Raw genomic sequence first — 26,024 nt, 5'->3', positions numbered from 1 at the left:
AGAAATGCAAATCAGGTTACCTGTCCGCGCGTGTGAAACTGTGGCTGAGCCCACTCCTCATTAATTAATACCTGTTTCAGATGCTGAACAGCATGCCAGATATCGGTATAACTCAGATATAATGGTGTAACTCCCAGGCGAATTACTTCCGGTTCGCGATAATCTCCGATTACACCGCGGGCAATCAGAGCCTGAACTATGGCATAACCATGAGGGTGACGCAGGCTGACATGGCTGCCACGGTGAGCATGTTCACGCGGTGTAATCAGCGTTAAGTTATGTCCGGCACATTCCTGCTCAGTAAGAGCAATCAGTAAATCAGTTAGTTGCAGAGATTTGTGCCGCAGTGACTGCATATCTGTTTGTAAAAAGATATCTACGCCGCTTTCTATCAGGCTCATAGATACAATTGGCTGTGTACCGCATAAATAGCGACGGATATTATCTGCAGGTGTATAGCTTTCAGCCATATCAAACGGCCGCGCATGACCCCACCAGCCGGATAATGGCTGGCTGAATGCAGTCTGATAACGCTCATTTACCCACAGCATAGCAGGTGCTCCGGGACCGCCGTTCAAATATTTGTAAGTACAACCAATAGCAAAATCACTGTTACTGGCATTCAGATCAATAGGTACAGCACCGATTGAATGACACAAATCCCAGATAAGTAATGCACCATGCGAATGTACCAGTGCATTGATTTCTTCCATGTCGTGCAGGTAACCGGTACGATAGTTAACATGAGATAACACTACAACAGCAGTGTTTTCATTAATACGGGCGGGCAGATCTGCCGGTGTATCTATTAGATGAAGCTGATAACCCTGATTAACCAGAGCCATGAAACCTTCAATCATATAAATATCAGTAGGGAAAGAATCACGCTCAGCGATAATGATTTTACGGTTATTGTCATTATTCTGCTGAATATGGATGGCTGTGGCCAATACTTTAAACAGATTCAGACTGGTTGTATCGGTAACAACGGTTTCATTTTCCTGAGCACCAATCAGCTGACCGACTTTATTGCCTAGTCGTACCGGTAAATCCCACCAGCCGGCTTTATTCCAGCTATTAATCAGATCGGTACCCCATTGCTGATTAATCACTGCCTGAGCATTTTCTGCAGCTTTTCTGGGTTTCGCACCCAAAGAGTTACCATCCAGATATATAACCCCTTGTGGTAATTCAAACTGATTTTTTAGGGGAGCCAGAATATCGGCGGCATCCCATTGCTGACATTGTTCTAGTGTAATCATTTTGTGCCGGTTGAATTTCAAAATGAATAGTGTACTGAATTGTTGCCAGTTATGGCGAATAAAATTTAAATTAATTTATCCGAATATTTATCTTAATCAATCTGTGTCAAGATAGATAAATATTATTACTGCTCTAATCTGTATAAAACCAATATTAAATATTAGTCTGTTTTATTCTGCTGGCTGCCGATTTTGAATATTTGTGCCACTATACCCATTATCAGGATGATGGCCGCCAGTATGCTGGTATATATTACTGCATATTTATAGGTTCCTTCGATAATCATAATAATAATCGAAGCAATAATCAGCCCGATAACCAGATAAGTCAGCCATGGAAAGCACCACATTTTAAATGTCAGTGTCTGCCCTTGTTTTTCCAGTTTTTTACGCAGAAATAATTGTGAGCAGCTGATAGCGAGATAAACATACAGGGCAATCGTACCGGTAGCAGTCATCAGTACATTGTAAACATCCATTTTGGCGGTAGCGGTGAGATACACTGCAAACAGGGTAAAGACACAGGAAATAAGCACGCCAATTTGCGGACTGCCATTTTTCGAGGTATAGGACATGATCCGATGAGCATCGCCGCGTTTTGCCAATGAATATAACATGCGCGAACAGGTATACAGAGCTGAATTAAAACAGCTTAAAACTGAAGTAAGGACAACAAAGTTGACGATATGACGTGCCTGAGGAATTCCCAGTGAGGTTAATACTACACTGTATGTTCCCCATGTGGCGTCATTCAGCCGCGGGTCGTTATACGGAATCAGACAAACGGTAATAAAAATCGAACCTACATAAAACAGGATGATGCGCCAGACAACAGATTTTGTGGCTTTACGAATTTCTGTAGCCGGATGGCTGGATTCTGCGGCAGCAACAGTAACGATTTCAGCACCAATATAGCCAAACATAACACCCAGCAATGCTGTTACCACAGATGATGATCCTTTAGGCATGAATCCCTGATCAGTTAAGTGTGTCCAGCCTTTTGCATCTGCCTGACCCCACGGCCATAAATTGATAATAGCCAGACTGCCTACAATCAGAAACAATACAATGGCGACTACTTTGATTAAAGCAAACCAGAATTCAAATTCCCCGTAATTTTTAACATCCATCAGATTGATAACAACCAGAGCTACGGTTACTGCCAGCATATAGCTCCAGATAGGAAATATTGGAAACCAGTTATTAAGAATTTTACCGGCTACATAGGCTTCCCAGCCCATAAGCAATGCCCAGAAAAACCAGTATAACCAGCCAATGCTGAAACCTGCCCAGCGGCCGATGGCAGTATCGGCATATGTGGAAAAAGAGCCGCTATCCGGATGAGCTACAGCCATTTCTCCTAACATGCGCATAATCAGCATGACCAGAAGACCGCCGGCACCATAGGCAAGAATGGCTGCCGGTCCTGTATCGTAAATTACGGAGCCGGAGCCAATAAATAAAGCTCCTCCGATCACGCCGGCAATAGAAATCATAGTCAGATGGCGTGATTTAAGTCCGTTTTTCAGTGTGGATGATGTGCTCAAATTAATTCTCCTCTGGAAAAAGTAATATCAGACTGAAACACCTTTAGCAGGCTGAATTCAGTCAACAATGTCCCATCCTGATTTATGCAGTGCATTCAGGATTTTTATAATTGTGAAGAAAGCGGCAGCGAAGCAGATTATGGCTGCCGCGGATTCAGGAATTACTGGTCAACGCCGGCAAGAAGTACATATTTAATTTCAACGTAATCTTCTATACCGTATTTAGAACCTTCCCGACCAAGACCGGATTGCTTGACGCCGCCAAAAGGTGCTGCTTCATTTGACAGCAGTCCTGTATTGATGGCTACCATGCCATAATCCAGATTTTCGCTGACACGTACTATTCTGCCGATATCACGGCTGTAGAAATAACTGGCCAGCCCGAATTCGGTGTCATTAGCCCAGCTGACAACTTCGTCTTCGCTTTCAAAACGAAATACCGGCGCCAGCGGACCGAAAGTTTCCTCACGGGCAACTTTCATGTCCTGAGTAACATTTTTCAGTAATGTAGGCTGGAAGAATAATTCACCGTGATTATCTGCGGTTCCGCCGGTAACGATTTCCGCCCCTTTGCCAATAGCATCAGTAATATGTTCCTGAACTTTGTTAACTGCACCTGCATCGATTAATGGTCCGACAGTTACACCCTGATCCAGTCCGTTGCCTATTTTCAGTTTGGCAATGGCCTGAGCCAGTTTATCCACGAATTCATCATATACAGCACTTTGTACGTACAACCGGTTGGCACATACGCAGGTCTGGCCGGCATTGCGGAATTTGGAAATCATTGCACCTTCTACGGCTGCGTCGATATCAGCATCATTGAAGACGATAAATGGCGCATTACCACCCAGTTCCATAGATACTTTTTTTACTGTACCGGCGCACTGAGCAATCAGTTTACGACCTACCTCGGTAGAGCCGGTAAAACTGAATTTTTTTACCCGGTCGTCTTCAGTTAATACTTTACCAATTTCACTGGAGCTGCCGGTAATGACATTGACTACTCCGGGCGGGATGCCGGCACGCTGTGCCAGCTCAGCAATGGCCAGTGCAGATAATGGTGTTTGCGAGGCCGGACGAATAACAAAAGTACAGCCGGCAGCCAGAGCCGGAGCAATCTTGCGGGTAATCATCGCATTCGGAAAATTCCACGGTGTAATGGCTGCACATACGCCGATTGGCTGCTTAAGTACCATAATCCGTTTGTCATTTGACGGTGCGGGTATGGTGTCACCATAAATACGCTTGGCTTCTTCTGAATACCATTCCAGATAGGATGCACCATAGGCAATTTCACCTTTAGCCTCAGCCAGCGGCTTCCCCTGTTCTGAAGTCAGGATAATGCCCAGATCTTCCTGATGCTGCATCATTAGCTCAAACCAGCGGCGCAGAAGATTACTGCGTTCTTTAGCTGATTTGGCTTGCCATGGTTTCAATGCTGCATGTGCTGCTGCTACAGCACGTTCAGCTTCTGCTGTACCCATGCGGGGCACATCTGCCAGATTGTTTCCGGTAGCCGGATTGATAACTGAAATAACTGCGCCATTATCGGCGTTCAGCCATTGTCCATTTATATAACACTGGGTTTTTAATAATGCAGAATCATGCAATTGCATAGTTTTTTCCTAAAAAAACTGAAACAGACATGACAGGCTGCCGGTAAAGTATTCTACCGGATCAGCCTGCAGACAATGAATATTATTGAGCCTGACGCAGGGCAGTTTCAAGTATATTCAATGCTTCATCAAATACATGATCTTCAATAGTAAGCGGATAGAGACAACGAATTACGTTGTAATACTGTCCGCAGGTCAGAATCATCAGACCGTTTTCCAGCGCCAGTTGCTGTACTTTTTTGGTACGTTCAGCATCTGGTTCTGAGGTACCGGGTTTAACTAATTCAATGGCGACCATGGAGCCTGGTCCGCGTACTTCTGCAATAGACGGAATAACTTCTTTTAAATTATTAAAGCGCTCTTTCAATCTGTTACCCAGAATATTGGCGCGCTCGCACAGTTTTTCTTCTTCGATAACATCAATAACTGCATTAGCAGCAGCCAGTCCCAGCGGACTGCCGGCGTAAGTGCCGCCCAGGCCGCCTACTACAGGAGCATTCATTATGGCTTCTTTGCCTACTACACCGGAAAGCGGAAAACCGCCGGCCAGAGATTTGGCAATAGTCATTAAATCAGGCTGTACGCCGGTCAGTTCGGTAGCAAACATTTTTCCGCTACGGGCAAAGCCGGACTGAATTTCATCAAAAATCAGCACAATTCCGTGTTCATCCGCCAGCTGGCGTAAGGCACGCAGAAATTCATTTGGTGTAACATTAAAGCCGCCTTCACCCTGAACTACTTCGATAATAATAGCAGCAATATCACTGGGCGCCAGATGGCATTTGAAAATATTATGAAGTCCATGCAATGCATCTTCAATGCTAACGCCATGCAGTGCATTCGGATAAGGTGCATGTACGATATCAGCAGGGAACGGCCCGAAATCTACTTTATAGGGTGCGATTTTGCCGGTTAAAGCCATAGTGAGATTGGTACGGCCATGAAAGGCACCGTTAAATGCAATCACACCACGTCTTTTGGTATAGGCACGGGCAATTTTAATGGCATTTTCAACAGCTTCAGCACCAGAAGTAACAAACATTGTGCGCTTGTCGCCGGCAATAGGTGCTCTGGCATTAATTTTTTCGGCAACCTTAGCATACAGCTCATATGGAACAGTATTAAAACAGGTATGCGAAAATTTCTGCAACTGATCAGCTACTGCTTTTTGTACTTTGGGATGCAGATGACCAGTATTCAGAACGCCGATACCTCCGGCAAAGTCAATATAACGTTTACCTTCAGGAGTCCAGAACTCAGCATTTTTAGCGTGATCAATATAAAAATCGCACATGAAACCGACGCCACGAGGGGCTGCGGCCAGTTGACGCTGACGAACATTGCTTGTTTGACTCATAATATTTTCTCCAAAAAAGTGCAGACCGGCCTAAGCAGGTTTTTACTAATATCAACGGTATGATATGTGTTCTGACAATATAATTAACTGACTGAATCTATCAGTCTTATAATTGATTGGTTTATTCGGTTAAATTACGGGATTAAATTTATACTGTCAATCTGGGTAAATATTCTTCTAACGTAGAATATTGAAAAAAATTCAATAAGAATGAAATTAAATGTTTTTATAATTGGTATTATTAGCAATTAATATTAATTATAAATATTATTTTAAGAATTAATTGCTTAATTTATGCGTATATTCTTAATTGCTGAGCGTCTGCCGGCATGCAAATAAAGTGCTGCCTTATTTGATTATTGATTTCAATGATGTATAGATGTCAGTGTTAATTAAAAAGGCTAAACCGGTTGGATTTAGCCTGATAGAAATTGGTGTTGTGTAGTGTTATTCAGTTAAAACTAATCAATACTGTTGTTAAGAAACTATTTTGGTATAGACTGGTTTAGCAATAATCAGACAGAAAATAAATGAAACAGACACCATTGCAAGTGCAATCACATAAATAATGTGATGGCCGAAGCTGGCAGAAATTACGTCCTGTAACAAACCAGGCAGAATAGTACTGTATAAAGGCAATTGTTAAACAAATTAGAAATTAAATAGTTCAACTGGGAAGCTGATCCTGAAAATACAAGATGCAGACATTGGCACACTTGATTAATTTTAATTTTTATTGAACATGTCGAAGTAAGTTTGGTTAACGAAACAACTATTGTAACTCCCACTCTTTTTTGATGGCTTCAATTGATGGATTAGACTTTATTTTACCATTTACAAATACCAGCGGTGGAGCCATTGTTCTGACATATTGATATCTTTTAATCATCTGATTTATTTCTCTTTCTGACATAATGTTTTTCTGTCTGAAATTGTAACTATTAGTTCGGGTCGCAGGAATATTCTGTTTATTTAGTTCTGTGACCAGATAATCAGCAATCTTTGCCTGCCGTGACGGACAATTGACTGGAGCCACAATGACAATTCCCTTACTTTCGGTAAGATTATCTGATATATCCAGAAAACCATATTGATCTGTTCTGGATTTGATATCCTGAACAAATATTCTTTTTTCTTGTATGCTTTTATGCCATTGATAACCCGCAAAACACAGGGCACAGGATGCTACTACTGTTAGAATGATCCTTTTCATTAATCTTCCTCTTTTTGAAATTATCCGGCTATTTACAAATGTATATGCTTAATATCAAAGTAGAGCCAAGCAAAAATAAAGTACAGGTTTATCAATTGGTTTTGCATCATACAGATTGTAAACTCTCCTTGTTTTATTTGCAATATTTTGTATATTTATGTTAATAAAAAACAATTTATTAAATTTAAATAGGTTTTTTATCGCTGAATGACGGAGAATTTATTTTTCTTTCTAAATTGTCTGAGTAATTCAGAGAAGCTCCTATTATTCTTATGATAATAACTTTTGTTAATATATGATTTTTCCCAAACAACCACATTGCAACCAAACCTGTAACTATTTAGCGCCTTCAGTGGTAGCATCTTGAGTATGTTCAATAATTTTGCTACTGCCTGACTATCAATCAAAGGGCTTACGTTAACACCTGCATCCATACCGTGACTAAGGTCAAATTGTTGATAGTTTCTTAGAATTTAGGCACAAACTGGTTGTTGACAGCGCTTTGCACATAAATATGATTGGCACAGGCTTAGGTTTGTCCGTCATTGTGGAATTTGAAAATTATGGCGCTGGTTACTGCTGCATCAATATCTGTATCATTGAAAACAATAGATAAAGCTTTCCCCAAGTTCTATAGAAATTTTTTTACTGAAAATGCTTATTACGCAATAAGTTTTGTTCCAACTTCGTTTTTAAAGTAATCCGGGTGGCAGTTACCGCACATACAGCTTCTGTGGTAACCATTTTAGGATTATCAGCCAGTTTTTCACCGATTGCAGGATTGGATACGGGTATGATTTTTTTATTATCAGCATTTAACCATTCACCATCAACTTAGCACCGGTTTTGAATAATTTAGAATCAGACAACTGCGTTTTATTTTCCCTGAAATATGACTATTTAAATGTTTACAACTGTTAAACGATAATATGATTATGCCGGATAGTTTAGGAAAATATTTGTTTGTTAATGCGGATTTTTGGCGGTATGAATTTATTTATTACTACAGTGCTTTACTGATATTGATAATAGATGTTTTAAGATAAGCCTATAGTCAGTTTTAGAACCTTGTTAGAATGGTGATTACGGTGCTGATCAGTGATTAACCTTTGAGGGCGATTTAATTGCTGAAGGCGGTGGCTGAATAATCAGGCACAAGATGAAAGATAAAATTACCATGGCTAAAGAAATGGTATAGATACTCTGATGGCCGAAGTTGGCCGAAATAACACCCTGCAACATACCGGCCAGAATAATACTGCTAGAAATACAGTTATTAAACAATGTAGAAGCAACACCCGTACGTTTAGGTAATAAATCCTGAAAATAAATCAGACCGATACTGGCTATTATGCCGATAAATAAACCATTAAAGAATTGTAAACCAATCAGCATCCATTCGTTTTGGGTAGAAACCATACCGATATAAAATATGATGCCGCAAATGACTGCAAAACAAATCAGATTTTTATTACCAAAGCGCGGTACCAGCATGCTGGCAATCAGCATAGCGGGAATTTCAATGGCAGCAGCTATGCCCATCAAATGTCCGGGCAGTGAAGGTGAACCGGGCAGAATGTCATCGATATATAAAGGCATATCAATCAAATACATCATATTTGCTGTACCCATACTGATTGAAGCGATAAACAGCAAAATGACATTAGGATTATTGAAAATCTTTTCTTTTGACTCTTGTTTTTTAGTAACAGATGCCGGACGTTTTATAACAGGGAAACACAGAAAAACGATCAGCATGGCAACAAAAAACATAGCTGCCGCACTCAGATACATAATGGTAAATCCGTAATTCACGGCTAATGCAAATGATAATGGCGGACCGATTACCCAGGCCAGTGACAATTGTGCCCGTAAAATGCCATTGAAAACGACAACGTTGCGGCCGGTTTTATCTGTATATTCACGTGCGGATGCAAAAATTTGCGGCATAGCTGCAGAGGTAAAAGCTGAAAAAAATATGCCTACGGTAACGAGGATAAAGTATTGGCGCGAAAATGCAAACGTAATGCAATTTCCTATGCCCATCAGACAACAAAATAGAATAATATTCCGTCGAACACCTTTATTATCAGAGTATTGTGCCAGCAGAAAGCTGACGACAATGCCGGCAACGGCATTGATTGAGTAAAATAAACCTACCTGATATGGATTAACCTTCACATCTTCGGCAAGATAACGGCTGAGTGTCGGTGCCTGCAATGCACCGGCAATACCAATAATAAATGCGGCAACCAGAAAAGAACCCAGAATAATATAAGCCTTTTGTTTTATCGCAAGGTTTTCTTCCATAACTGACTTTTCTATTCTGAAAAGAAAGAGTTATATCATAAATCATGGTTATAGGTATTTAAAACTCTTAATAAAAATATCATATTTTATTTAATAAAGCACATAAGTTATTGTTAATTTGTTAATTAAATTTCAAATTATGGATATTTATTCAATTTGAATTTATTAATAGTAAGTATAAATGCAATATATATATGAAATCGTGTTTGATAAAAATTTGCCACATGGCTATAAAACCCAATAAACTTTTATCTAAAATAATTGGCAGAGACCAGTATTTGTATAAAAAATATTTGATTATTACAAATTGGTTTAAACGATTAATTTAAAATGAAATTTTTTGGGATATTTGAATAATTTTTCAAGGAAAGTTTCAAGTAATCGAGGATGCAAAAAGTTGTTAATAGCTTTTTATAGTATCGACGATACCGGACTAAGCTATCGCAAGCTCTTTATTAACAAAATTGTGCAGGATTAATCGGTTACAGAGTAAGCCGGATAATCCTGCAAAAGTAAATATTTAAATCAGCTTCTGTGTATGCAGCAGATTTTCAATTTGTTCTTTATTCCAGTTATTGCTTACGGCCAGTGTCAGGATAGCCACAGCAGTTTCCAGATTACATTTACCGCCGTTGATAACGCCGGCTGCACGCAATTCATGTCCTTGTGCGTAAACAGCAGAGGCACATCCCTGTAAAACCTGACTGATATTCAGAATAGGTATTGATTGCTCACTAATCTGTCTGATTGCAGCCAGAAAATTCCTATCATTAGGTGTATTGCCATTGCCATAGCTTTGTAAAATTACTCCGTCAGGAGGATTGTGAGTAAGACTGGCGGTAATCATTGCCAGATTAGCACCCGGAGTCAGAGTAAAGCAGTGAATTCTTGCCGATGTACTGATGTCATATTGTGCAGATAGGTCTGAATTGCCGGCAACAGGCAGATTAGTATTAAACCATCCTTCGGATTCTGACCATTGTGCCAGTGAACCAAACTGCGGATTGGCAAATGCGTCTGACTGTTCTGTACTGATTTTGCTGCTGCCGACAGCCGGCCAGAGCTGTCTGTTAAAAGCAATGGCAGTTTGGGTAAAACCCGGCAGGCTGAATGCAGCTAGTGCAGTACGCAGGTTTTGTGGTGCATCACTGTTATCAGCTTCCAGGGGTAGCATGGCTCCGGTAAGGATAATGGGGATATTCAGTTTCGGCCGTGCCAGCGCAATTATATTGGCACTGTAGGCCATGGTATCGGTACCGTGCAGAATGAGCAGACCATCATAATTTTCAGCTTTGCTGTCTATCCAGTTAAGCCATGTCTCCCAGTTTGAAAGGGTAATCGCTGAAGAATCAATCAGTGGTTCACAAATAAACCAGTCGCATTTGAGCTGGTGACTGTATTCCTGAAAAATGGGCGCAGCCAGGCTGGCAAGATTGACAGCCGGAGCCAGTCCGGCCGGTGTTTGCTGCATACCAATGGTTCCGCCAGTGTAGTAAACAGCCAGATGTTTCGGGGAGTTCATATATGCTGCCTTTCATACGGTTACAGGTATTAGTGCAAGCATATCACGAACGGGTTTTGTTTACTCTGGCTTACGCGTACAATAAGGTCTTTTCTGTGTCTGAAGAATGGTAATCATGATTCGTACTCGTTTTGCTCCCAGTCCTACCGGTTTTTTGCATATTGGTGGTGTGCGCACTGCTTTGTTCTCTTGGGCATTTGCACGTAAACATCATGGTAAGTTTATATTACGAATTGAAGACACGGATTTGGAACGTTCTACGGCTGAATCAGTGCAGGCGATTATGGACGGTATGCACTGGGTTGGTCTGGACTATGATGAAGGTCCGTTTTACCAGACAAAGCGCTTTGACCGTTATGCTGAAGTTTTACGTGAGTTATTGGCTTCCGGTCATGCTTATTATGACTATACCAGCCGTGAAGAACTGGAAGCAATGCGGCAGGAAGCTGAGGCACGTGGTGAACACTTCTGGTATGACCGCCGCTGGCGGCCGGATGAAGGCAAAACACTGCCACCTGTACCCGAAGGTGTTCAGCCGGTCGTACGTTTTAAAATGCCGCTAACTGGTGAAACGGCATGGGATGATTTGGTTAAAGGTCATATTGCCATTGCCAATCAGGATCTGGATGATCTGATTATTGCGCGTGCCGATGGTACGCCTACCTATAATTTCTGTGTAGTTGTAGATGATTATGATATGGGTATTACGCAGGTTATCCGTGGTGATGACCATGTCAACAATACGCCTAAACAGATTAATATTCTTTTAGCTATGGGTGCATCTTTGCCTCAATATGCTCATTTGCCGATGATTCTGAATGAAAAAGGCGCAAAAATGAGTAAGCGCCGGGATGCAGTTAGTGTGGTTGATTATGACCGGCAAGGTATTTTACCGGAAGCTTTGCTGAATTATCTGGCACGACTCGGCTGGGGACATGGTGATGATGAATTCTTCACGATGGAACAGTTTGTTGAATGGTTTGATTTAAAAGATGTCAGCCCTTCAGCTAGCCGTTTTGATCATGAAAAGCTGTTGTGGCTGAATGCGCAGCATATTAAAGCCAGTGATAATTCCCGTCTGGCTGAGCTGGTGCGCCCGCGTCTGGCACAGCAGGGCATTGAAGTAACTGAGCAGCCGGATTTGGCTGAAGTGATAGCACTGGTTAAAGAACGTGCTCAGGATTTAAATCAGCTGGCTGAGGAATGCAGATATTTTTATGCTAAAGCAACTCCCGGAGAAAAGGAAGTAGCTAAACACTGGGATGCAGATGCTCCGGCACGTATGCAGCGCTTTGCAGCCCTGCTTGAACAGTTATCACAATGGGATGCAGAAAGTATTCATGCTCTTTTTGCACCATTTTGTGAAACAGAAAATATTAAAATGGGTAAATTGGGTATGCCTTTACGTCTGGCTGTATGTGGTACAGGAAAAACCCCGTCGATTGATCAGGTGCTGGCTTTATTAGGGCGCGATGAGGTATTGCGTCGTCTGCGTCAGAACTGAGTTTGATTTGCATTTACACAGGCTGCCGGTCTTGTGATTTTTTGTCTACAGACAGATATTACAGTACCGGCAGCCTGTGTTATTTATACTGATAATATAGAGTAAAAATTTTTTTTGTGTAAATAAAAAGCTGATTATGGATGTAAATTGTGTATTTATGACGTTTTTTTGTAAGTTTGATACACAATTAATTATGCCGGCAGGTTGCTGCTATGTTCTGCCTGTGGCACAATCTGCGCCGGTTTTGGATGAATGTAAATGAATACAAAAGCAAATTTATCACAACGTATTGTTGTTGGCATGTCCGGTGGAGTGGATTCATCGGTTACAGCCTGGCTGCTCAAGCAGGGCGGTTATGATGTGCGCGGTGTCTTCATGCAAAACTGGGAAGACGATAACGATGACGAATATTGTTCTATCAAGCAGGATTCACTGGATGCAGTAGCAGTGGCTGATCTGATTGATATGGATATTGATATTGTTAATTTTGCAGGTCAGTATAAAGATAATGTCTTTGCATATTTTCTTCAGGAGTATCAGGCTGGTCGCACACCCAATCCTGATGTGTTGTGTAATGCAGAAATTAAATTCAAATGTTTTCTGGAACATGCCCTGAACGGTGGTGCAGATCTGATTGCAACAGGACATTATGCACGTAAGGATGTACGTGATGGCGTACATTATCTGCTCAAGGGGCTGGATCAGAATAAAGACCAAAGCTATTTTCTGTATCGACTGCAACCATACCAATTACAGCGTGCATTGTTTCCGCTCGGTGACCTGGAAAAATCTGAAGTACGCCGATTGGCGGAGCAGGCTCAGTTACCCACAGCCGGAAAAAAAGACAGTACCGGAATCTGCTTTATTGGTGAACGACCGTTCAGACAATTTTTACAGCGTTACCTGCCTACTAATCCGGGAGCAATGGTGACACCGGAAGGTAAAATTGTAGGTGAGCATGAAGGACTGATGTATTACACACTGGGGCAGCGCAAAGGTTTGGGTATCGGTGGCGACGGAGAGCCGTGGTTTGTTGCCGGAAAAAATTTGCCGAATAATGAGCTTCTGGTTGTGCAGGGACATGATCATCCACTGTTGTTCAGTCGCAGCCTGATTATGCATGATTTAAGTTTTACGACACCTGAACGTCCGGCAGAAGGGCGCTATGGTGTGAAAACACGTTATCGCATGCCTGATGCGGCAGCTCAATTGCGTTATCTGGCTGATGATTGCGCGGAACTGGTATTTGATGAACCACAATGGGCAGTAACGCCCGGTCAGTCTGCTGTACTGTATGCTGGCGCTGTGTGTCTGGGTGGTGGTATTATCAGAGATACCGACAGTCATAGTATTCAAAATAATTAATTTAATCACTTATATCAACAGACTGGCTGGCTACAGTCAGTCATCTTGCAGACAATGCTGATGTTCTGATTTGATGTTTTCTTTGCAGTCTGTTTTGACTGATGTTTCCTTACTTCACTTTAAATTAGACGCATTGTTGCAGAGGAAAAAGATAATGGAAAAAATCTGGTTACAAAGTTATCAGGAAGGGGTGCGGGCAGAAGTAGATGTGCGTGCATATTCGTCAATTATTGACGTTCTTGACACCAGTGTGAAGAAATTCGGCCCGCAGCCAAGCTTTTCCAATATGGGTACTACACTCACGTATACTCAAACTGCTACTTTTGTAAATCAGTTCACCTCATATTTGCAGAATGTACTGAATCTGCAAAAAGGTGAGCGGGTAGCAATTATGATGCCTAATGTATTGCAGTATCCGATTGCGGTATTCGGGGTGTTACAGGCTGGCGGCGTAGTTGTGAACGTCAATCCTCTGTATACGCCGAGGGAATTAGCTCATCAGTTGATTGATTCCGGTGCGACTGCGATTATCGTACTGGAAAATTTTGCGCATACAGTGGCTCAGGTACTGGAGCAGACTGCAATCAGGCAGGTGATAGTGGCCAGTATGGGCGATATGCTTGGCTGGCTGAAGGGTGCTGTAGTGAACTTCATGCTGCGCAAATTCAAAAAAATGGTGAAGCCTTTTCAGATTGAGCGGTCAGTTACTTTTCTGCATGCTTTGGAATTAGGGAAAAAACAACGTTTTACTCCGGTACCGCTTGAGCTGGAAGATTTGGCTTTATTGCAATATACCGGCGGGACAACCGGTATGTCCAAGGGCGCAATGCTGACGCACGGTAATATTGTAGCCAATATGCAGCAGGCATCAGAATGGATTAAGGCAAATCTGGTGCCCGGACAGGAAGTAGTAGTAACACCATTGCCGCTATATCATATTTTTTCACTTACTGTGAATATTATGATTTTTGCTAATGCCGGTTCCAAAAATATTCTGATTACCAACCCGCGTGATATTAAAGCTTTGGTTAAAGTTCTGAAAAACAATCGGGTAACGGTAATGAGTGGCGTTAATACTCTGTTTAATGCACTGATTCATAATGAAGAATTTAAAACGATTGATTTTTCAACCTGGAAGCTTGTGCTGGGTGGAGGAATGGCAACTCAGAAAATGGTGGCGCAGGAATGGAAAGCCATTACGGGTGTGCCCATTATTGATGCTTATGGTCTAACTGAGGCCAGCCCCGGCGTGTGCGCTAATCCGCTGAATAATCCTGAATATACGGGTACTGCCGGTTTGCCGGTTTCGAATACAGATATTGAAATTCGTGATGATAACGGCAAGGTTCTCGGGGTTGGTGAAGTAGGCGAGTTATGGGTTCAGGGGCCGCAAGTAATGAAAGGCTACTGGAACCGACCGGAAGAAACAGCTAAAGTTCTTGATAGCCGTGGTTTTGTGGCTACCGGTGATATGGCTGAAATTGATGCTAAAGGTTATGTAAAACTGGTAGATCGCAAAAAAGATATGATTCTGGTATCGGGTTTTAATGTATATCCGAATGAGGTAGAAGAGGTTGTAGCCGCTATGCCAGAGGTGCTGGAAGTGGCTTGTATCGGTGTACCTAATGAAAAATCAGGCGAAGCAATCAAGTTATTTGTAGTAAAACGGGATCCGAATCTGACTCGTGAACAAATTATTGCCTATTGTCGCCAGAATCTGACCGGTTATAAGGTGCCTAAAGATATAGAGTTTTGCTCAGAATTGCCCAAATCTGCTGTAGGAAAAATTTTGCGTAAGGATTTGAGAACAGAAAAATAATATTTTGTTATAAAAAATGGATACTGCTAATATAGGAGCAGTATCTTTTTTTATTCAGTAAATAAAATGTAATAATTTATTTATTATGGGTATCAAGCATAATAAATGATATAAACATATTTATAGGTTTTATTTGTTTAATATTAAAATTTTGTTTAGTTATAATAAATAAATGAATTTACTAATTTTTTAGCTTAATTTATTGTTAAAACTGAATTGTAAATCAATCCAATTTCGATTGTAATTCAAATGAAATATTTAATTTAGAATGAATATTTTTAGTATTTGTTGTTGGCAATAATAAGAAAGCTGGAATTTTATTTTTAATTTTAAATCTTTATTCTGCTTTCAGTTACTTAGCAGAAATTCTTTAGATTAAATTGATAACTAAAAACTGATATTGCTTTTTGGAGCTAATTCTAATCATGTAAATATGCTCATGCTACTGAGGATAATAGTCAATTTTCTTTCTTATTTGAATACAATTAATATCAATAGCATAATGATATTATTCATTATATTTATGCAGCAAATATGTCTGAATTAAATAGTAATCAGGCTGGAATGCTGGGTAAATTCATATCCAGAACACTTTGTTTCTGGCTTTCACGAAATTCTGCCAGTTTTTGTGCCAGCTGCGGATTGTCATTGGCCAGCATGGAAATGGCAAATAAAGCAGCATTGGCTGCACCAGCTTCACCAATAGCAAAAGTGGCTACTGGTACGCCTTTAGGCATTTGGACAATAGACAGTAGTGAATCTTCACCGCGCAGATATTTACTTGGTACAGGTACGCCCAGAACAGGAACGGTGGTTTTGGCAGCAACCATGCCCGGTAGATGAGCAGCCCCGCCGGCGCCGGCTATAATCGCTTTCAAGCCGCGGGAACGGGCGGTTTCAGCGTATTCAAACATTAAATCCGGAGTACGGTGTGCGGATACAACCTGTATTTCATAAGGAATACTGAATTGTTGCAAAAACTGCTCTGCCTGTTGCATAACCGGATAGTCACTATTGCTACCCATAATAATGCCGATTTGCGGAGTGTTCATCGAGTTCCTTTTTTGATTGGTAACAGGTTTTTTAATTGATGCCTGGCTTTAACAGCGGCATTACTGTTGGGATAACTACTGATAATGTGCTGATAAGTAAGGCGGGCAATATCCTGTTGCTGTAAATGAGTCTGACATTGTGCCACCAGATAAAGGGCGTTGGCACTTTGACTGTTTTGCGGATAAAGGCTGTTAAAGCGCTTGCCGATATTAATTACCGATTCACAATTATTCAAACGGGAATGGTTTTGCAGCAGCAGCCACATGCGCTCTTGTGCCTGGGCGCTGCCATTGCCACCACTATCAGCATTTTTCAGCAGACGAATGCTTTGGCTATAAAGACCGGCATTATATAGCCGGCGTGCTTCGCTGGTATTATCATTAGTAGCGGAGGCTTTGGCCGGGGTAGTGTGACTGACCGGAGTACGTACATTCAGGTAGCGCGATAATGTATCTTGTTGCTGACGAATATCATTCATCTGGTTTTGCAGACCATTGATCTGTATCTGTAAAGCATTCAGTTGCGTCTGAATCTGGTCAAGCTGTTCAGTGGATTGGTTACTATTTGTGTGTACTTCTTCCGCTGCAGAAGTGCTAGCTGCAACAGAGGAGGATGGTATGTTACTGCAAGCACTGATACAAAATGTAACTATCAGGATTAGGCTGAAATGGTATTGATTTAAACGTGAATTCATGTATTTTTCTCCTCCGGTTGTTTGTTATTATCTTTTCTGAATAAGTGTTAAACCATCACCAAATGGTATAGTTAACGGAATTATCCGCGTATCGTTTATCAAGCTGGCATTGAACTGACGCATAATATGAACACTTTCTGATTCATTAGCATTGGCTGTATGTGCAACACGACCGTGCAATAAGACATTATCAATGGCGATAATGCCGCCGGGACGAACCAATTGCAGGCAGCGCTCAAAATATTGAGGGGTGGGTATCTTATCCGCGTCTATCAGAGCAATATCGTAATAATTGTTTTGATTATTGGTAATCAGTTTATCGAGGGTTATTATTGCCGGCTGCAGATACAGCTGGATTTTATGGCTGACATTAGCCTCTTGCCAGTAGCGGCGGGCAATATCGGTATAGGTTACGTTAATATCACAGGCAGTGATATGTCCGTCTTCCGGCAGTGCCATTGCCATAGCTGTACTACTGTAACCGGTAAAAACACCAATTTCCAGATAGTTGCGAGCCTGAATCATCCGTGCAAGCCATACCATTAATTGAGCCTGTTCCGGTGCGATACTCATATTACCCTTGCGATGTCGTGCCGTTTCAGCACGCAGCTGTGCCAGTAGTGGCGCTTCTGCAGGGTTTATTCCGGCAAGATATTGCCTCAGCTCCGGGGTAGTCAGACAACCGTTCTGGCTCATAACGGGTTAAATAGAGATTATTCAGTTAGATAGGTATAGCCTTTTTTCGGCAATCTGGAGGCGGCAAAGTTTGCTTCATCTTCCGGATTGAGCTGTACATCCCATAGCATGCCGCGATGTTCGATTTGTGCTTGTGCTTCTTCCGGGTGCTTAGTCAGAAATTCATTCAGAAACTGGGTAGTGTCAGACTGATAATTATACATATCGGTTTCTTCTTACATGATGAGTTCAGAAACGGGTGTATTATATACAAAGTAGGCAGTGGTAGTGAAGAAAATGCCGGCAGATTGCACTTGTCTGTGTGGTGAGGAATGATGAGATACGGATAGATAGGTTATACTATAGTACTTTATCGGTCGTGGTTGCTGCGGCACGCGAGTATTTTTTCATAAGCTTTTGTATTATTTATGCTAACAAAGTGGTTACACAAGGTTTTGCCGAGAAAGTCTGCCCGGCGTGGCAAAAGGCGGGAAATCTCATTGGCACAACACCATATTCAGGCAGATGATCTGAGTTTTGCAGCGGAAAAGGTAATCACCCGCTTGCAGAAGGAAGGCTATCAGGCTTATGTGGTAGGTGGAGCTGTGCGTGATTTACTGCTTGGTGTGACACCTAAAGATTTTGATGTGGCAACAGATGCCACACCCGAACAGATACATAAACTTTTCCGGCGCAGCCGCATTATTGGCAGGCGTTTTCCGATTGTGCATGTTATGGTTGGTCCGGAAACTATCGAGGTAACAACTTTTCGGGGCGGGGCAGTCAACAGCCATAATGAGCTAGGCAGGATTATGAAGGATGTCAGTTTCGGTACGCTTGAACAGGATGCAATGCGCCGGGACTTTACTGCCAACGCTCTGTACTATGATCCGAAGCAGCAAGTAGTTCTGGATTTTCATCATGGCGTTGAAGACATACTTAACCGGCGTCTGGTAATGATAGGTAATCCGGCTGAGCGTTATCAGGAGGATCCGGTGCGCATGCTACGGGCAGCCAGATTATCTGGAAAACTTGGCTTTACCGTAGATAAACACACATCTAAACCGATAGCTGAATGTGCGCAGTTGTTAAAGCGGGAACCGCCGGCACGGCTATTTGATGAAGTACTGAAAATATTGTTCAGTGGTTATGCACAGGCATGTTTGCGCCAGATGAATAATCTTGGTCTGAAAGATATTCATCCTCTACTTGATGCATTAATGCCGGGCGGCGAAAGTAATGATAATATTGTCGCATTGGCTCTGCACAATACTGACGAACGCCTGCGGGCAGATAAATCTGTATCTATGGGCTTTGTACTGGCGGCTGTATTATGGCCGCATATCAGAACAGTATGGCAGCGGGAACTGAATAGTGGTATGCGCTCCAGTGCGGCGATGAATGCGGCGATTACTTCAGAACGTCAGCATGTAGATAAAAACTGGGGTGTGCCGCAGCGATATAGTGTAACCATGCGTGAAATCTGGAGTTTGCAGCCGCAGTTTGAAATTATGCGCGGGGCGCGTCCTTACCGCTTACTCGGACAGCCGCGTTTTCGTGCTGCTTTTGATTTTATGTGTTTGCGTGCCAGTCTGGGCGAATTATCACAGGAGACAGTTCAGTGGTGGCAGGCTTTTCAGCATGGTTCAGATGTAGAGCGTGAGCAATTAATTCGTACTGCTTCGCAATCAGAAAAAAATTCAACAAGACAAAAAAGATACCGTAACAGACGTACCAACAAACCTAAGCAGGAGGAAGCATGAATTTAGTTACAGCGGTAATTGCTTTAGGGGCTAATCTTGATAATCCACGTAAACAGGTTGAAACAGCTCTGGCAGCTTTGAATCAGATCAAAGAGGTTCGGGTCAAGGCAATTTCACCACTTTATATTACTAAGCCGGTAGGGATGACTGATCAGCCGGATTTTGTCAATGCTGTGGTTCTGGTTCATACCACTTTAAGTGCTCATGAACTATTAAATTCTTTATTGGATCTGGAAAACAGACTGGGACGGGTACGTGATGTTCCAAACGGACCGCGAGTGATTGATCTGGATATAATTGATTATGATCATCAGAATATTAATGATGCGAATCTGACACTGCCGCACCCGCGTGCGTGTGAACGTGCTTTTGTAATGGCACCGCTGGCTGCGATTGCACCTTATTATGTAATTGGTACTCATGACAGTGCTTCTGCGGTGGCTGCGGCATTATTGAAGAAACAGCCGGATGCAGTAACTATAATTACTGACGAACAGGAATAAAAGCAGGGGAACAGGGAGTATGGATTATCGCTACATTGTCGTAGAAGGATCTATTGGCAGTGGGAAATCAGCTTTAAGCCGCCGTCTGGCACAATATTTTGATGCTCTACTGCTGTCGGAAATTCCGGAAAGCAATCCGTTTCTGGAAAAATTTTATCTGAATGCGACTAATCACGGACTGGCGACAGAGATGCATTTTTTAATGCGTCGTTGCGAGGCAATAAATGTGATTTATGCTGAGGATGAGCGACGCTCGCGGGTTATTGCTGATTTTCTGCTTGAGAAAGATCAGATATATGTGCCGGTAATTCTGCGTGAAGAGGAACAGACTCTGTACTGGCAGATTAAGCAAAAAGTAATGCCGAAATTTCCGGTTCCGGATCTGGTGATTTATCTGGAAGCTGATGACGAGTTGCTTGATAAGCGTTTGCGTCAGCGTGATGACGGAATGGTTAATCTGTTTCCAGCTGGTTATTTACAGCAGATTCACGCTGAGTATCGCCGGTTTTTCCATTTATATCAGCATGCTCCTCTATTGATTGCTAATACTAATGAGCTGGATTTTCTTGGTAATGACGATCATTTTGAACTGTTGCTGAATACCATTGCCAATATGCAGGGCAGCCGTAATTATCTCAATTTGAGCGAATAGTTATTTAAAATTGTTTGGTGAAATAATTATTTCTGTTGTCTGCGTGGATATTTCAGTCAATCTGATTTGTCGTAAATTAGCTATATCGGCATTTTATGCCGTTTAATTTGAGTAAAAAAATATCAATGACAATATTCTGTTAATTTGGTATTTATTTTCTATTTGCGATGGATTTCAGACTTACAAACTGTACTTTTTTTAGAAAAAAGTACAGTTTTTGTATATGGGATTACAGAATTCAGATACGTATTTTTCCGGCATTATCGAGGATGAAATTACTGGTTTAGTACCAATATCTTGATATATCCATATTAGATAAATAGTTTTAAAGATATTCCGGTCAGATGGGAATAAAGGATGGCAAAATATTTGTTAATCTGTTCTGGTTTGACTGTAGTCTGTGGTATTTTGCCGGTCATTACAACTAGCCGGATATTTGTTGTAACAAATTTGGGTTTCTTTAGCCGGAATGCAGGTTAAAAATAAATGAGCTGTTATTACCGGCAGTATTTTCTGATAAAACATAAATAGCGGATTTATCTGTATATGCATACTATTCATACTTTAAGGAAAATGAAGGCAGCCGGTGAAAAAATTGCCATGCTGACTTGTTATGATGCCAGTTTTGCCCGTCTGATGAGCGATGCCGGTGTTGATATATTGCTGATTGGTGATTCGCTTGGTATGGCGGTACAAGGGCAAACATCTACTATACCGGTTAGTGTTGATGATATCTGCTATCACACGGCTGCTGTAGCACGGGGTAATCAACAGGCAATGATTCTGGCTGATCTGCCTTTCGGAGCCTATCAGCAAAGCAAAGAACAGGCTTTTGCTGCTGCCGTACGCCTGATGGTTGCCGGTGCACATATGGTGAAACTGGAAGGAGGGGCATGGATAGCAGAAACCACACAGTTTTTACAGCAGCGAGGTATTCCGGTATGTGCACATATCGGTCTTACGCCGCAATCTGTTCATACACTCGGAGGCTATAAAGTACAAGGTCGTGGTGAAGCCGCGGCACAATTAATGGCCGATGCTCAGGCTCATGCACAGGCTGGTGCTGATATGGTATTAATGGAGTGTGTACCCGGCCGGCTGGCAGCAGAGGTGACAGCAGCACTTAGCTGCCCGACAATCGGTATTGGTGCTGGTGTCGACTGTGACGGACAGGTTCTGGTAATGCATGATATGCTGGGTATTTATCCGGGTAAAACAGCTAAATTTGTCAAAAATTTTATGCGGGATCAGGATAGTATTCAGGCAGCTGTCAGTGCCTATGTTAGTGAAGTAAAAGCAAAAACTTTTCCGGCAGCAGAACATATTTTTGCTGATTGAAAGTTTGAATTAAATTTCTGTTTTTAATTGAAAATATTATATTTTTTTGTGGGTTTTTCTTTACAAATAGTCAATAGGCATATTTTGCGGATATTTATACGGGCTTGTTTTTTTTTCTGGAAGTATATATAAGTTAATTCGTTGACAAATAAAAATTTTCAGGGAGATGCTTATGGCGCTCGCCAAGCCTTACCCCCGTGCTTTAACTATTGCCGGATCTGATTCCAGTGGCGGAGCAGGTATTCAGGCGGACTTAAAAACTTTTGCTGCGCTGGGCGCATACGGTACCAGTGTGATTACAGCCATTACTGCACAGAATACTTTTGGTGTACAGCAGGTTATGGTAGTAACGCCGGATATGATAGAAGCGCAGTGTGCAGCAGTGATGTCTGATATTCGTATTGATGCGGTCAAAATCGGTATGCTGGCTGATATTGACAGCATCCGTACGGTTGCTCAATCGCTGCAACAATATCATCTGCCTTTTACTGTACTGGATCCGGTCATGGTGGCTACTTCCGGTTCAGCTTTGTCGATAGAAAATACTGTGCAGACAATGAAGCAATTGCTGATGCCGCTGGCTGATATTCTGACACCTAATCTTTTTGAACTGTCTATCATGACACATAAGCCGATAGCCACTACGGATCAAGAAATGCTGGAACAGGGACAGATTTTACTAAATGAAGGCTGTCATGCAGTACTGGTAAAAGGCGGGCACCGTAATAATTCTGAAGATGCTGCAGACTGGCTGATGGAACGGGATAATGAACCGGTATGTTTTAAAAGTCTCCGGATTCATACTTCACATACTCATGGTACCGGCTGTACTCTTTCAGCTGCGATAGCCGCTTTGCGACCACAGCATGAAAATCTGGCCAATACAGTTGCGGCTGCCAAAAGTTATGTACATGGTGCGATTGAGGCAGGGCAACACTGGCATCTGGGACATGGGTATGGTCCGTTAGCGCATTTCTGGCGTATAAGGCATGATTAGTAGTTTTGCCGCTATGCTAAAATTGGCAGCTTGACGGGTATAAGGTCGACTGCAAGGTATAAATTGCTTTTTTATCAGACAGGGGAAGTTTTAATGCAGACATGGCATCAGGCAATTGGTGCAGAAAAACAGCAACCGTATTTTCAGCATATTCTGGAAACAGTACGTGCTGAAAGGCTGGCCGGTAAGGTGATTTATCCGCCGGCACAAGATGTGTTCAATGCGTTTAAGGCAACTGAATTTGCTCAGGTTAAAGTGGTTATTCTTGGTCAGGATCCTTATCATGGTCCGCAGCAGGCGCATGGTTTGTCTTTTTCTGTACGGCAAGGTGTAGCCATTCCTCCTTCACTAGTCAATATATATAAAGAACTGACTGAGGATATACCCGGCTTTCGTATTCCGCAGCATGGCTATTTGCAGCACTGGGCAGAGCAAGGTGTATTGTTGCTTAATACCGTTTTAACCGTGCGCGCCGGTCAGGCACATTCACATGCAGAGCTGGGCTGGGAAACTTTTACCGACCATGTGATTGCTGTCTTAAATGCTGAACGTGAACATATTGTATTTATGCTTTGGGGCAGCCATGCCCAAAAAAAAGGTGCTATGATTGACCGGAAAAAACATCTGGTGTTAACTGCACCTCATCCGTCTCCTTTATCTGCATACCGTGGTTTTTTCGGATGCAGGCATTTTTCACGGGCTAATGCATATCTGCAGGAGCACGGAATAAGCCCGATAGACTGGCAGTTGTAAGATATCCGGCTGACCAGAAGCCGGTCTGATAAACAGTACGGTTGTGTTTTTGCCGGAAGCATCAATAAAACCATGTTAAATCTGAATCCGCAACAACACGAGGCTATTCACTATCTTGATGGACCATTACTGGTGCTGGCTGGTGCCGGCAGTGGTAAAACGCGTGTTATTACTGAAAAAATTGCTTACCTGATTACACAAGCACATTATCCTGCCCAGCAGATAGCTGCAATTACCTTTACTAATAAAGCGGCACGGGAAATGCAGGAGCGTGTTGGTCATTTATTAAGTAAACCGCAAACCCGCGGTTTAACTATATGTACTTTTCATTCGCTGGGAATGCGCTTTTTACGTGAGGAAGCAGCAGCTGCGGGATATAAAAAACAATTTTCTATTCTCGACAGTGCCGATGCGGGCAAAATCATCAGTGAATTACTGGGCAGTACCGGCAGGGAAATGGTGTTTAAAGCCCAGCATCAGATTTCACTGTGGAAAAATAGTCTGCTTTCTCCGGAAACTATTATTCGGCAGGCTGATGATACATGGACACATCAGATGGGGCAGTTATATGCCTCTTATCAGGATACTCTGACCAGCTATCAAGCAGTAGATTTTGATGATCTAATCCGGATACCGGTTGAGCTGCTCCAGTCACAGGCAGATATTCGCTATAAGTGGCAGCTTCGTTTGCGTTATTTGCTGGTAGATGAATGTCAGGATACCAATACCTGTCAGTATGCGCTGATGCGTCTGCTTACCGGTGCAGAAGGTAAGTTTACTGCCGTAGGTGATGATGATCAGAGTATTTATGCCTGGCGTGGTGCCAATATGGAAAATCTGCGTTTGCTGCAACAAGATTATCCGGATTTAAAAATTATTAAACTGGAGCAAAATTATCGTTCTACTGCACGTATTCTGCGTGTAGCCAATCAGGTGATTGCCCATAATCCCAAACTTTTTGCTAAAACATTATGGAGTGAATACGGGTTGGGTGACATGATTGATGTTATTGCCTGTAAAAATGAAGCTCACGAAGCTGATGTAGTCGTCAGCAGAATTGCTCATCAGAAACTGATTGGTGGGGATGCAGTACATTACCGGGATTTTGCGATTTTATATCGTGGTAATCATCAGGCGAGAGTTTTTGAAGAGGCATTACGCAGCCGGAGAATTCCATACAGACTTTCAGGCGGACAAAGTTTTTTTGATAAGGCTGAAATCAAAGATGTTCTGGCTTATGTTCGTTTACTTGCTAATCCGGACGATGATCCGGCATTTCTGCGCGCAGTAACGACACCACGGCGAGGAGTAGGTGAAACCACACTGGCTAAGCTGAATAATTATGCCAAAGTAGCACAATGCAGTTTATTTGAAGCTGCACGCAGTATGGATGCGCTGGCAGAGCTGTCAGCAAAAAGCCGTGAACCGTTACAGCAGTTTATGGCTTTGCTGGTTGATTATCAGACACGTGCTACTGTGGAAGATGCCGGACAATTGTTGCATAATTTGCTTGCCGATATAGCTTATGAATCACATTTGCTCAATACGGAAGAAGGACGAGCCGGAGAAATTAAATGGCGCAATGTGCAGGATTTGCTCAGCTGGATAGGCAAAAAAGGTGAAGAAGATGGCCGGAATATTCTGGAAATAGCCCAGACTATAGCACTAATGACATTGCTTGATGGTAAAGAAGATGAAGATGCAGATATGGTGAGTATGTCCACTCTGCATGCGTCTAAAGGTCTGGAGTATCCGCATGTGTTTCTGGTAGGCTGTGAAGAAGGAGTATTTCCGCATGCTGACAGTATCGAAGAAGGCAATATTGATGAGGAACGCCGGCTGATGTATGTGGGTATTACCCGTGCACGGCAAACTCTTACTCTTACACATTGTCATAAACGCAAACGTGCCGGTTCCTGGGAATTTCATGAACCCAGCCGTTTTATTGATGAAATGCCGGGCGAAGATATTCGTTTGCTGGGACGTAAGGGCAGTGAACCCGTTGTTAGTCAGTCGGAAGGTAAAAGCATTCTTGCCAGAATGATGGCACGGCTGGATAGCCTGCAATAGCAGTCTGT

Annotated in this window: 21 protein-coding genes; 10 read left to right on the top strand and 11 right to left on the bottom strand. The window is 42.3% G+C overall.

Going from position 1 to position 26,024, the window contains the following annotated elements:
• Positions 1-11: 11 nt before the first annotated feature.
• The 7 genes from kynU to GYY70_RS04385 all read right to left on the bottom strand — a co-directional run bounded on the left by kynU (position 12) and on the right by GYY70_RS04385 (position 10,830).
• Positions 12-1,262: a kynureninase gene (gene kynU, locus GYY70_RS04415; protein ID WP_174831403.1), complete on the bottom strand. Its 1,251-nt coding sequence runs from the start codon at positions 1,260-1,262 to the stop codon at positions 12-14.
• 161 nt (positions 1,263-1,423) lie between these two features.
• On the bottom strand, positions 1,424-2,809 hold the full coding sequence (locus GYY70_RS04410; RefSeq protein ID WP_238791815.1) for an amino acid permease: 1,386 nt from the start codon (positions 2,807-2,809) through the stop codon (positions 1,424-1,426).
• 161 nt (positions 2,810-2,970) lie between these two features.
• Complete coding sequence (locus tag GYY70_RS04405) at positions 2,971-4,428, bottom strand: NAD-dependent succinate-semialdehyde dehydrogenase (protein WP_174831402.1); 1,458 nt, start codon at positions 4,426-4,428, stop codon at positions 2,971-2,973.
• 82 nt (positions 4,429-4,510) lie between these two features.
• Positions 4,511-5,785, bottom strand: coding sequence for a 4-aminobutyrate--2-oxoglutarate transaminase (gene gabT, locus GYY70_RS04400; protein ID WP_174831401.1), 1,275 nt, complete (start codon positions 5,783-5,785; stop codon positions 4,511-4,513).
• A 772-nt stretch (positions 5,786-6,557) separates the two neighbouring features.
• Entirely contained in the window at positions 6,558-6,998 is a 441-nt protein-coding gene (locus GYY70_RS04395; protein ID WP_174831400.1) for a hypothetical protein, read from the bottom strand.
• Positions 6,999-8,093: 1,095 nt separating this feature from the next.
• Complete coding sequence (locus GYY70_RS04390; RefSeq protein WP_174831399.1) at positions 8,094-9,308, bottom strand: sugar efflux transporter; 1,215 nt, start codon at positions 9,306-9,308, stop codon at positions 8,094-8,096.
• 520 nt (positions 9,309-9,828) lie between these two features.
• Positions 9,829-10,830: an asparaginase gene (locus GYY70_RS04385; RefSeq protein ID WP_174831398.1), complete on the bottom strand. Its 1,002-nt coding sequence runs from the start codon at positions 10,828-10,830 to the stop codon at positions 9,829-9,831.
• A 112-nt stretch (positions 10,831-10,942) separates the two neighbouring features.
• On the opposite strand from GYY70_RS04385, the gene gltX reads away from it, so the two are divergent.
• The 3 genes from gltX to GYY70_RS04370 all read left to right on the top strand — a co-directional run bounded on the left by gltX (position 10,943) and on the right by GYY70_RS04370 (position 15,518).
• A complete protein-coding gene (gene gltX / locus GYY70_RS04380; protein ID WP_174831660.1) occupies positions 10,943-12,334 on the top strand; it encodes a glutamate--tRNA ligase in 1,392 nt (463 codons plus the stop codon).
• Positions 12,335-12,592: 258 nt separating this feature from the next.
• Positions 12,593-13,699 carry a tRNA 2-thiouridine(34) synthase MnmA gene (gene mnmA / locus GYY70_RS04375; RefSeq protein WP_084547682.1) on the top strand — a complete coding sequence of 369 codons (1,107 nt, stop codon included), beginning with the start codon at positions 12,593-12,595 and terminating at the stop codon, positions 13,697-13,699.
• Between the two features lie 154 nt (positions 13,700-13,853).
• A complete protein-coding gene (locus tag GYY70_RS04370) occupies positions 13,854-15,518 on the top strand; it encodes an AMP-binding protein (RefSeq protein ID WP_174831397.1) in 1,665 nt (554 codons plus the stop codon).
• Between the two features lie 554 nt (positions 15,519-16,072).
• Here GYY70_RS04370 and purE read toward each other — a convergent pair.
• The 4 genes from purE to GYY70_RS04350 are packed head-to-tail and all read right to left on the bottom strand — an operon-like array spanning position 16,073 to position 18,164.
• The gene (purE, locus tag GYY70_RS04365) at positions 16,073-16,570 is read right to left on the bottom strand and encodes a 5-(carboxyamino)imidazole ribonucleotide mutase (protein WP_174831396.1); all 498 of its coding nucleotides are present in this window, start codon (positions 16,568-16,570) and stop codon (positions 16,073-16,075) included.
• Complete coding sequence (locus GYY70_RS04360; RefSeq protein ID WP_174831395.1) at positions 16,567-17,265, bottom strand: hypothetical protein; 699 nt, start codon at positions 17,263-17,265, stop codon at positions 16,567-16,569. Before GYY70_RS04360 ends, purE begins: the two co-directional genes overlap by 4 nt.
• Positions 17,266-17,292: 27 nt before the next feature.
• Positions 17,293-17,961, bottom strand: coding sequence for an O-methyltransferase (locus GYY70_RS04355; RefSeq protein WP_174831394.1), 669 nt, complete (start codon positions 17,959-17,961; stop codon positions 17,293-17,295).
• A gap of 17 nt (positions 17,962-17,978) precedes the next feature.
• Positions 17,979-18,164 (bottom strand): DUF3460 family protein, encoded by a 186-nt coding sequence (locus GYY70_RS04350; RefSeq protein WP_084585198.1) that lies wholly within the window; start codon positions 18,162-18,164, stop codon positions 17,979-17,981.
• Positions 18,165-18,368: 204 nt separating this feature from the next.
• Here GYY70_RS04350 and pcnB point away from each other — a divergent pair, with 204 nt between their 5' ends.
• From pcnB to rep, 7 genes are all read left to right on the top strand, one after another.
• Entirely contained in the window at positions 18,369-19,703 is a 1,335-nt protein-coding gene (gene pcnB / locus GYY70_RS04345; RefSeq protein ID WP_084554071.1) for a polynucleotide adenylyltransferase PcnB, read from the top strand.
• Entirely contained in the window at positions 19,700-20,206 is a 507-nt protein-coding gene (gene folK / locus GYY70_RS04340; RefSeq protein WP_174831393.1) for a 2-amino-4-hydroxy-6-hydroxymethyldihydropteridine diphosphokinase, read from the top strand. Before pcnB ends, folK begins: the two co-directional genes overlap by 4 nt.
• A 19-nt stretch (positions 20,207-20,225) precedes the next feature.
• On the top strand, positions 20,226-20,858 hold the full coding sequence (locus GYY70_RS04335) for a deoxynucleoside kinase (protein WP_025330346.1): 633 nt from the start codon (positions 20,226-20,228) through the stop codon (positions 20,856-20,858).
• Between the two features lie 546 nt (positions 20,859-21,404).
• A complete protein-coding gene (gene panB, locus GYY70_RS04330) occupies positions 21,405-22,196 on the top strand; it encodes a 3-methyl-2-oxobutanoate hydroxymethyltransferase (protein ID WP_174831392.1) in 792 nt (263 codons plus the stop codon).
• 172 nt (positions 22,197-22,368) lie between these two features.
• The gene (gene thiD / locus GYY70_RS04325) at positions 22,369-23,193 is read left to right on the top strand and encodes a bifunctional hydroxymethylpyrimidine kinase/phosphomethylpyrimidine kinase (RefSeq protein WP_174831391.1); all 825 of its coding nucleotides are present in this window, start codon (positions 22,369-22,371) and stop codon (positions 23,191-23,193) included.
• Positions 23,194-23,286: 93 nt separating this feature from the next.
• Complete coding sequence (gene ung, locus GYY70_RS04320) at positions 23,287-23,946, top strand: uracil-DNA glycosylase (RefSeq protein ID WP_174831390.1); 660 nt, start codon at positions 23,287-23,289, stop codon at positions 23,944-23,946.
• 72 nt (positions 23,947-24,018) lie between these two features.
• Positions 24,019-26,016, top strand: a complete 1,998-nt coding sequence (gene rep / locus GYY70_RS04315; protein WP_174831389.1) for a DNA helicase Rep — start codon at positions 24,019-24,021, stop codon at positions 26,014-26,016.
• Positions 26,017-26,024 lie beyond the last annotated feature (8 nt).

This window comes from Snodgrassella sp. ESL0324, from assembly GCF_013344955.1.
Classification (GTDB): Bacteria; Pseudomonadota; Gammaproteobacteria; order Burkholderiales; family Neisseriaceae; genus Snodgrassella; species Snodgrassella alvi.
The sequence above is the reverse complement of the archived record's forward strand: the minus strand, read 5'-3'. Positions and strand labels throughout refer to the sequence as shown.

Bases quoted from the DNA above. Each gene is read 5' to 3' on its own strand.
- kynU (WP_174831403.1), bottom strand. From the start codon at position 1,262: ATGATTACACTAGAACAATGTCAGCAATGGGATGCCGCCGATATTCTG.
- GYY70_RS04405 (WP_174831402.1), bottom strand. From the start codon at position 4,428: ATGCAATTGCATGATTCTGCATTATTAAAAACCCAGTGTTATATAAAT.
- gabT (WP_174831401.1), bottom strand. From the start codon at position 5,785: ATGAGTCAAACAAGCAATGTTCGTCAGCGTCAACTGGCCGCAGCCCCT.
- GYY70_RS04395 (WP_174831400.1), bottom strand. From the start codon at position 6,998: ATGAAAAGGATCATTCTAACAGTAGTAGCATCCTGTGCCCTGTGTTTT.
- GYY70_RS04390 (WP_174831399.1), bottom strand. From the start codon at position 9,308: ATGGAAGAAAACCTTGCGATAAAACAAAAGGCTTATATTATTCTGGGT.
- GYY70_RS04385 (WP_174831398.1), bottom strand. From the start codon at position 10,830: ATGAACTCCCCGAAACATCTGGCTGTTTACTACACTGGCGGAACCATT.
- mnmA (WP_084547682.1), top strand. From the start codon at position 12,593: ATGAATACAAAAGCAAATTTATCACAACGTATTGTTGTTGGCATGTCC.
- GYY70_RS04370 (WP_174831397.1), top strand. From the start codon at position 13,854: ATGGAAAAAATCTGGTTACAAAGTTATCAGGAAGGGGTGCGGGCAGAA.
- purE (WP_174831396.1), bottom strand. From the start codon at position 16,570: ATGAACACTCCGCAAATCGGCATTATTATGGGTAGCAATAGTGACTAT.
- GYY70_RS04360 (WP_174831395.1), bottom strand. From the start codon at position 17,265: ATGAATTCACGTTTAAATCAATACCATTTCAGCCTAATCCTGATAGTT.
- GYY70_RS04355 (WP_174831394.1), bottom strand. From the start codon at position 17,961: ATGAGCCAGAACGGTTGTCTGACTACCCCGGAGCTGAGGCAATATCTT.
- GYY70_RS04350 (WP_084585198.1), bottom strand. From the start codon at position 18,164: ATGTATAATTATCAGTCTGACACTACCCAGTTTCTGAATGAATTTCTG.
- pcnB (WP_084554071.1), top strand. From the start codon at position 18,369: ATGCTAACAAAGTGGTTACACAAGGTTTTGCCGAGAAAGTCTGCCCGG.
- folK (WP_174831393.1), top strand. From the start codon at position 19,700: ATGAATTTAGTTACAGCGGTAATTGCTTTAGGGGCTAATCTTGATAAT.
- GYY70_RS04335 (WP_025330346.1), top strand. From the start codon at position 20,226: ATGGATTATCGCTACATTGTCGTAGAAGGATCTATTGGCAGTGGGAAA.
- panB (WP_174831392.1), top strand. From the start codon at position 21,405: ATGCATACTATTCATACTTTAAGGAAAATGAAGGCAGCCGGTGAAAAA.
- thiD (WP_174831391.1), top strand. From the start codon at position 22,369: ATGGCGCTCGCCAAGCCTTACCCCCGTGCTTTAACTATTGCCGGATCT.
- ung (WP_174831390.1), top strand. From the start codon at position 23,287: ATGCAGACATGGCATCAGGCAATTGGTGCAGAAAAACAGCAACCGTAT.
- rep (WP_174831389.1), top strand. From the start codon at position 24,019: ATGTTAAATCTGAATCCGCAACAACACGAGGCTATTCACTATCTTGAT.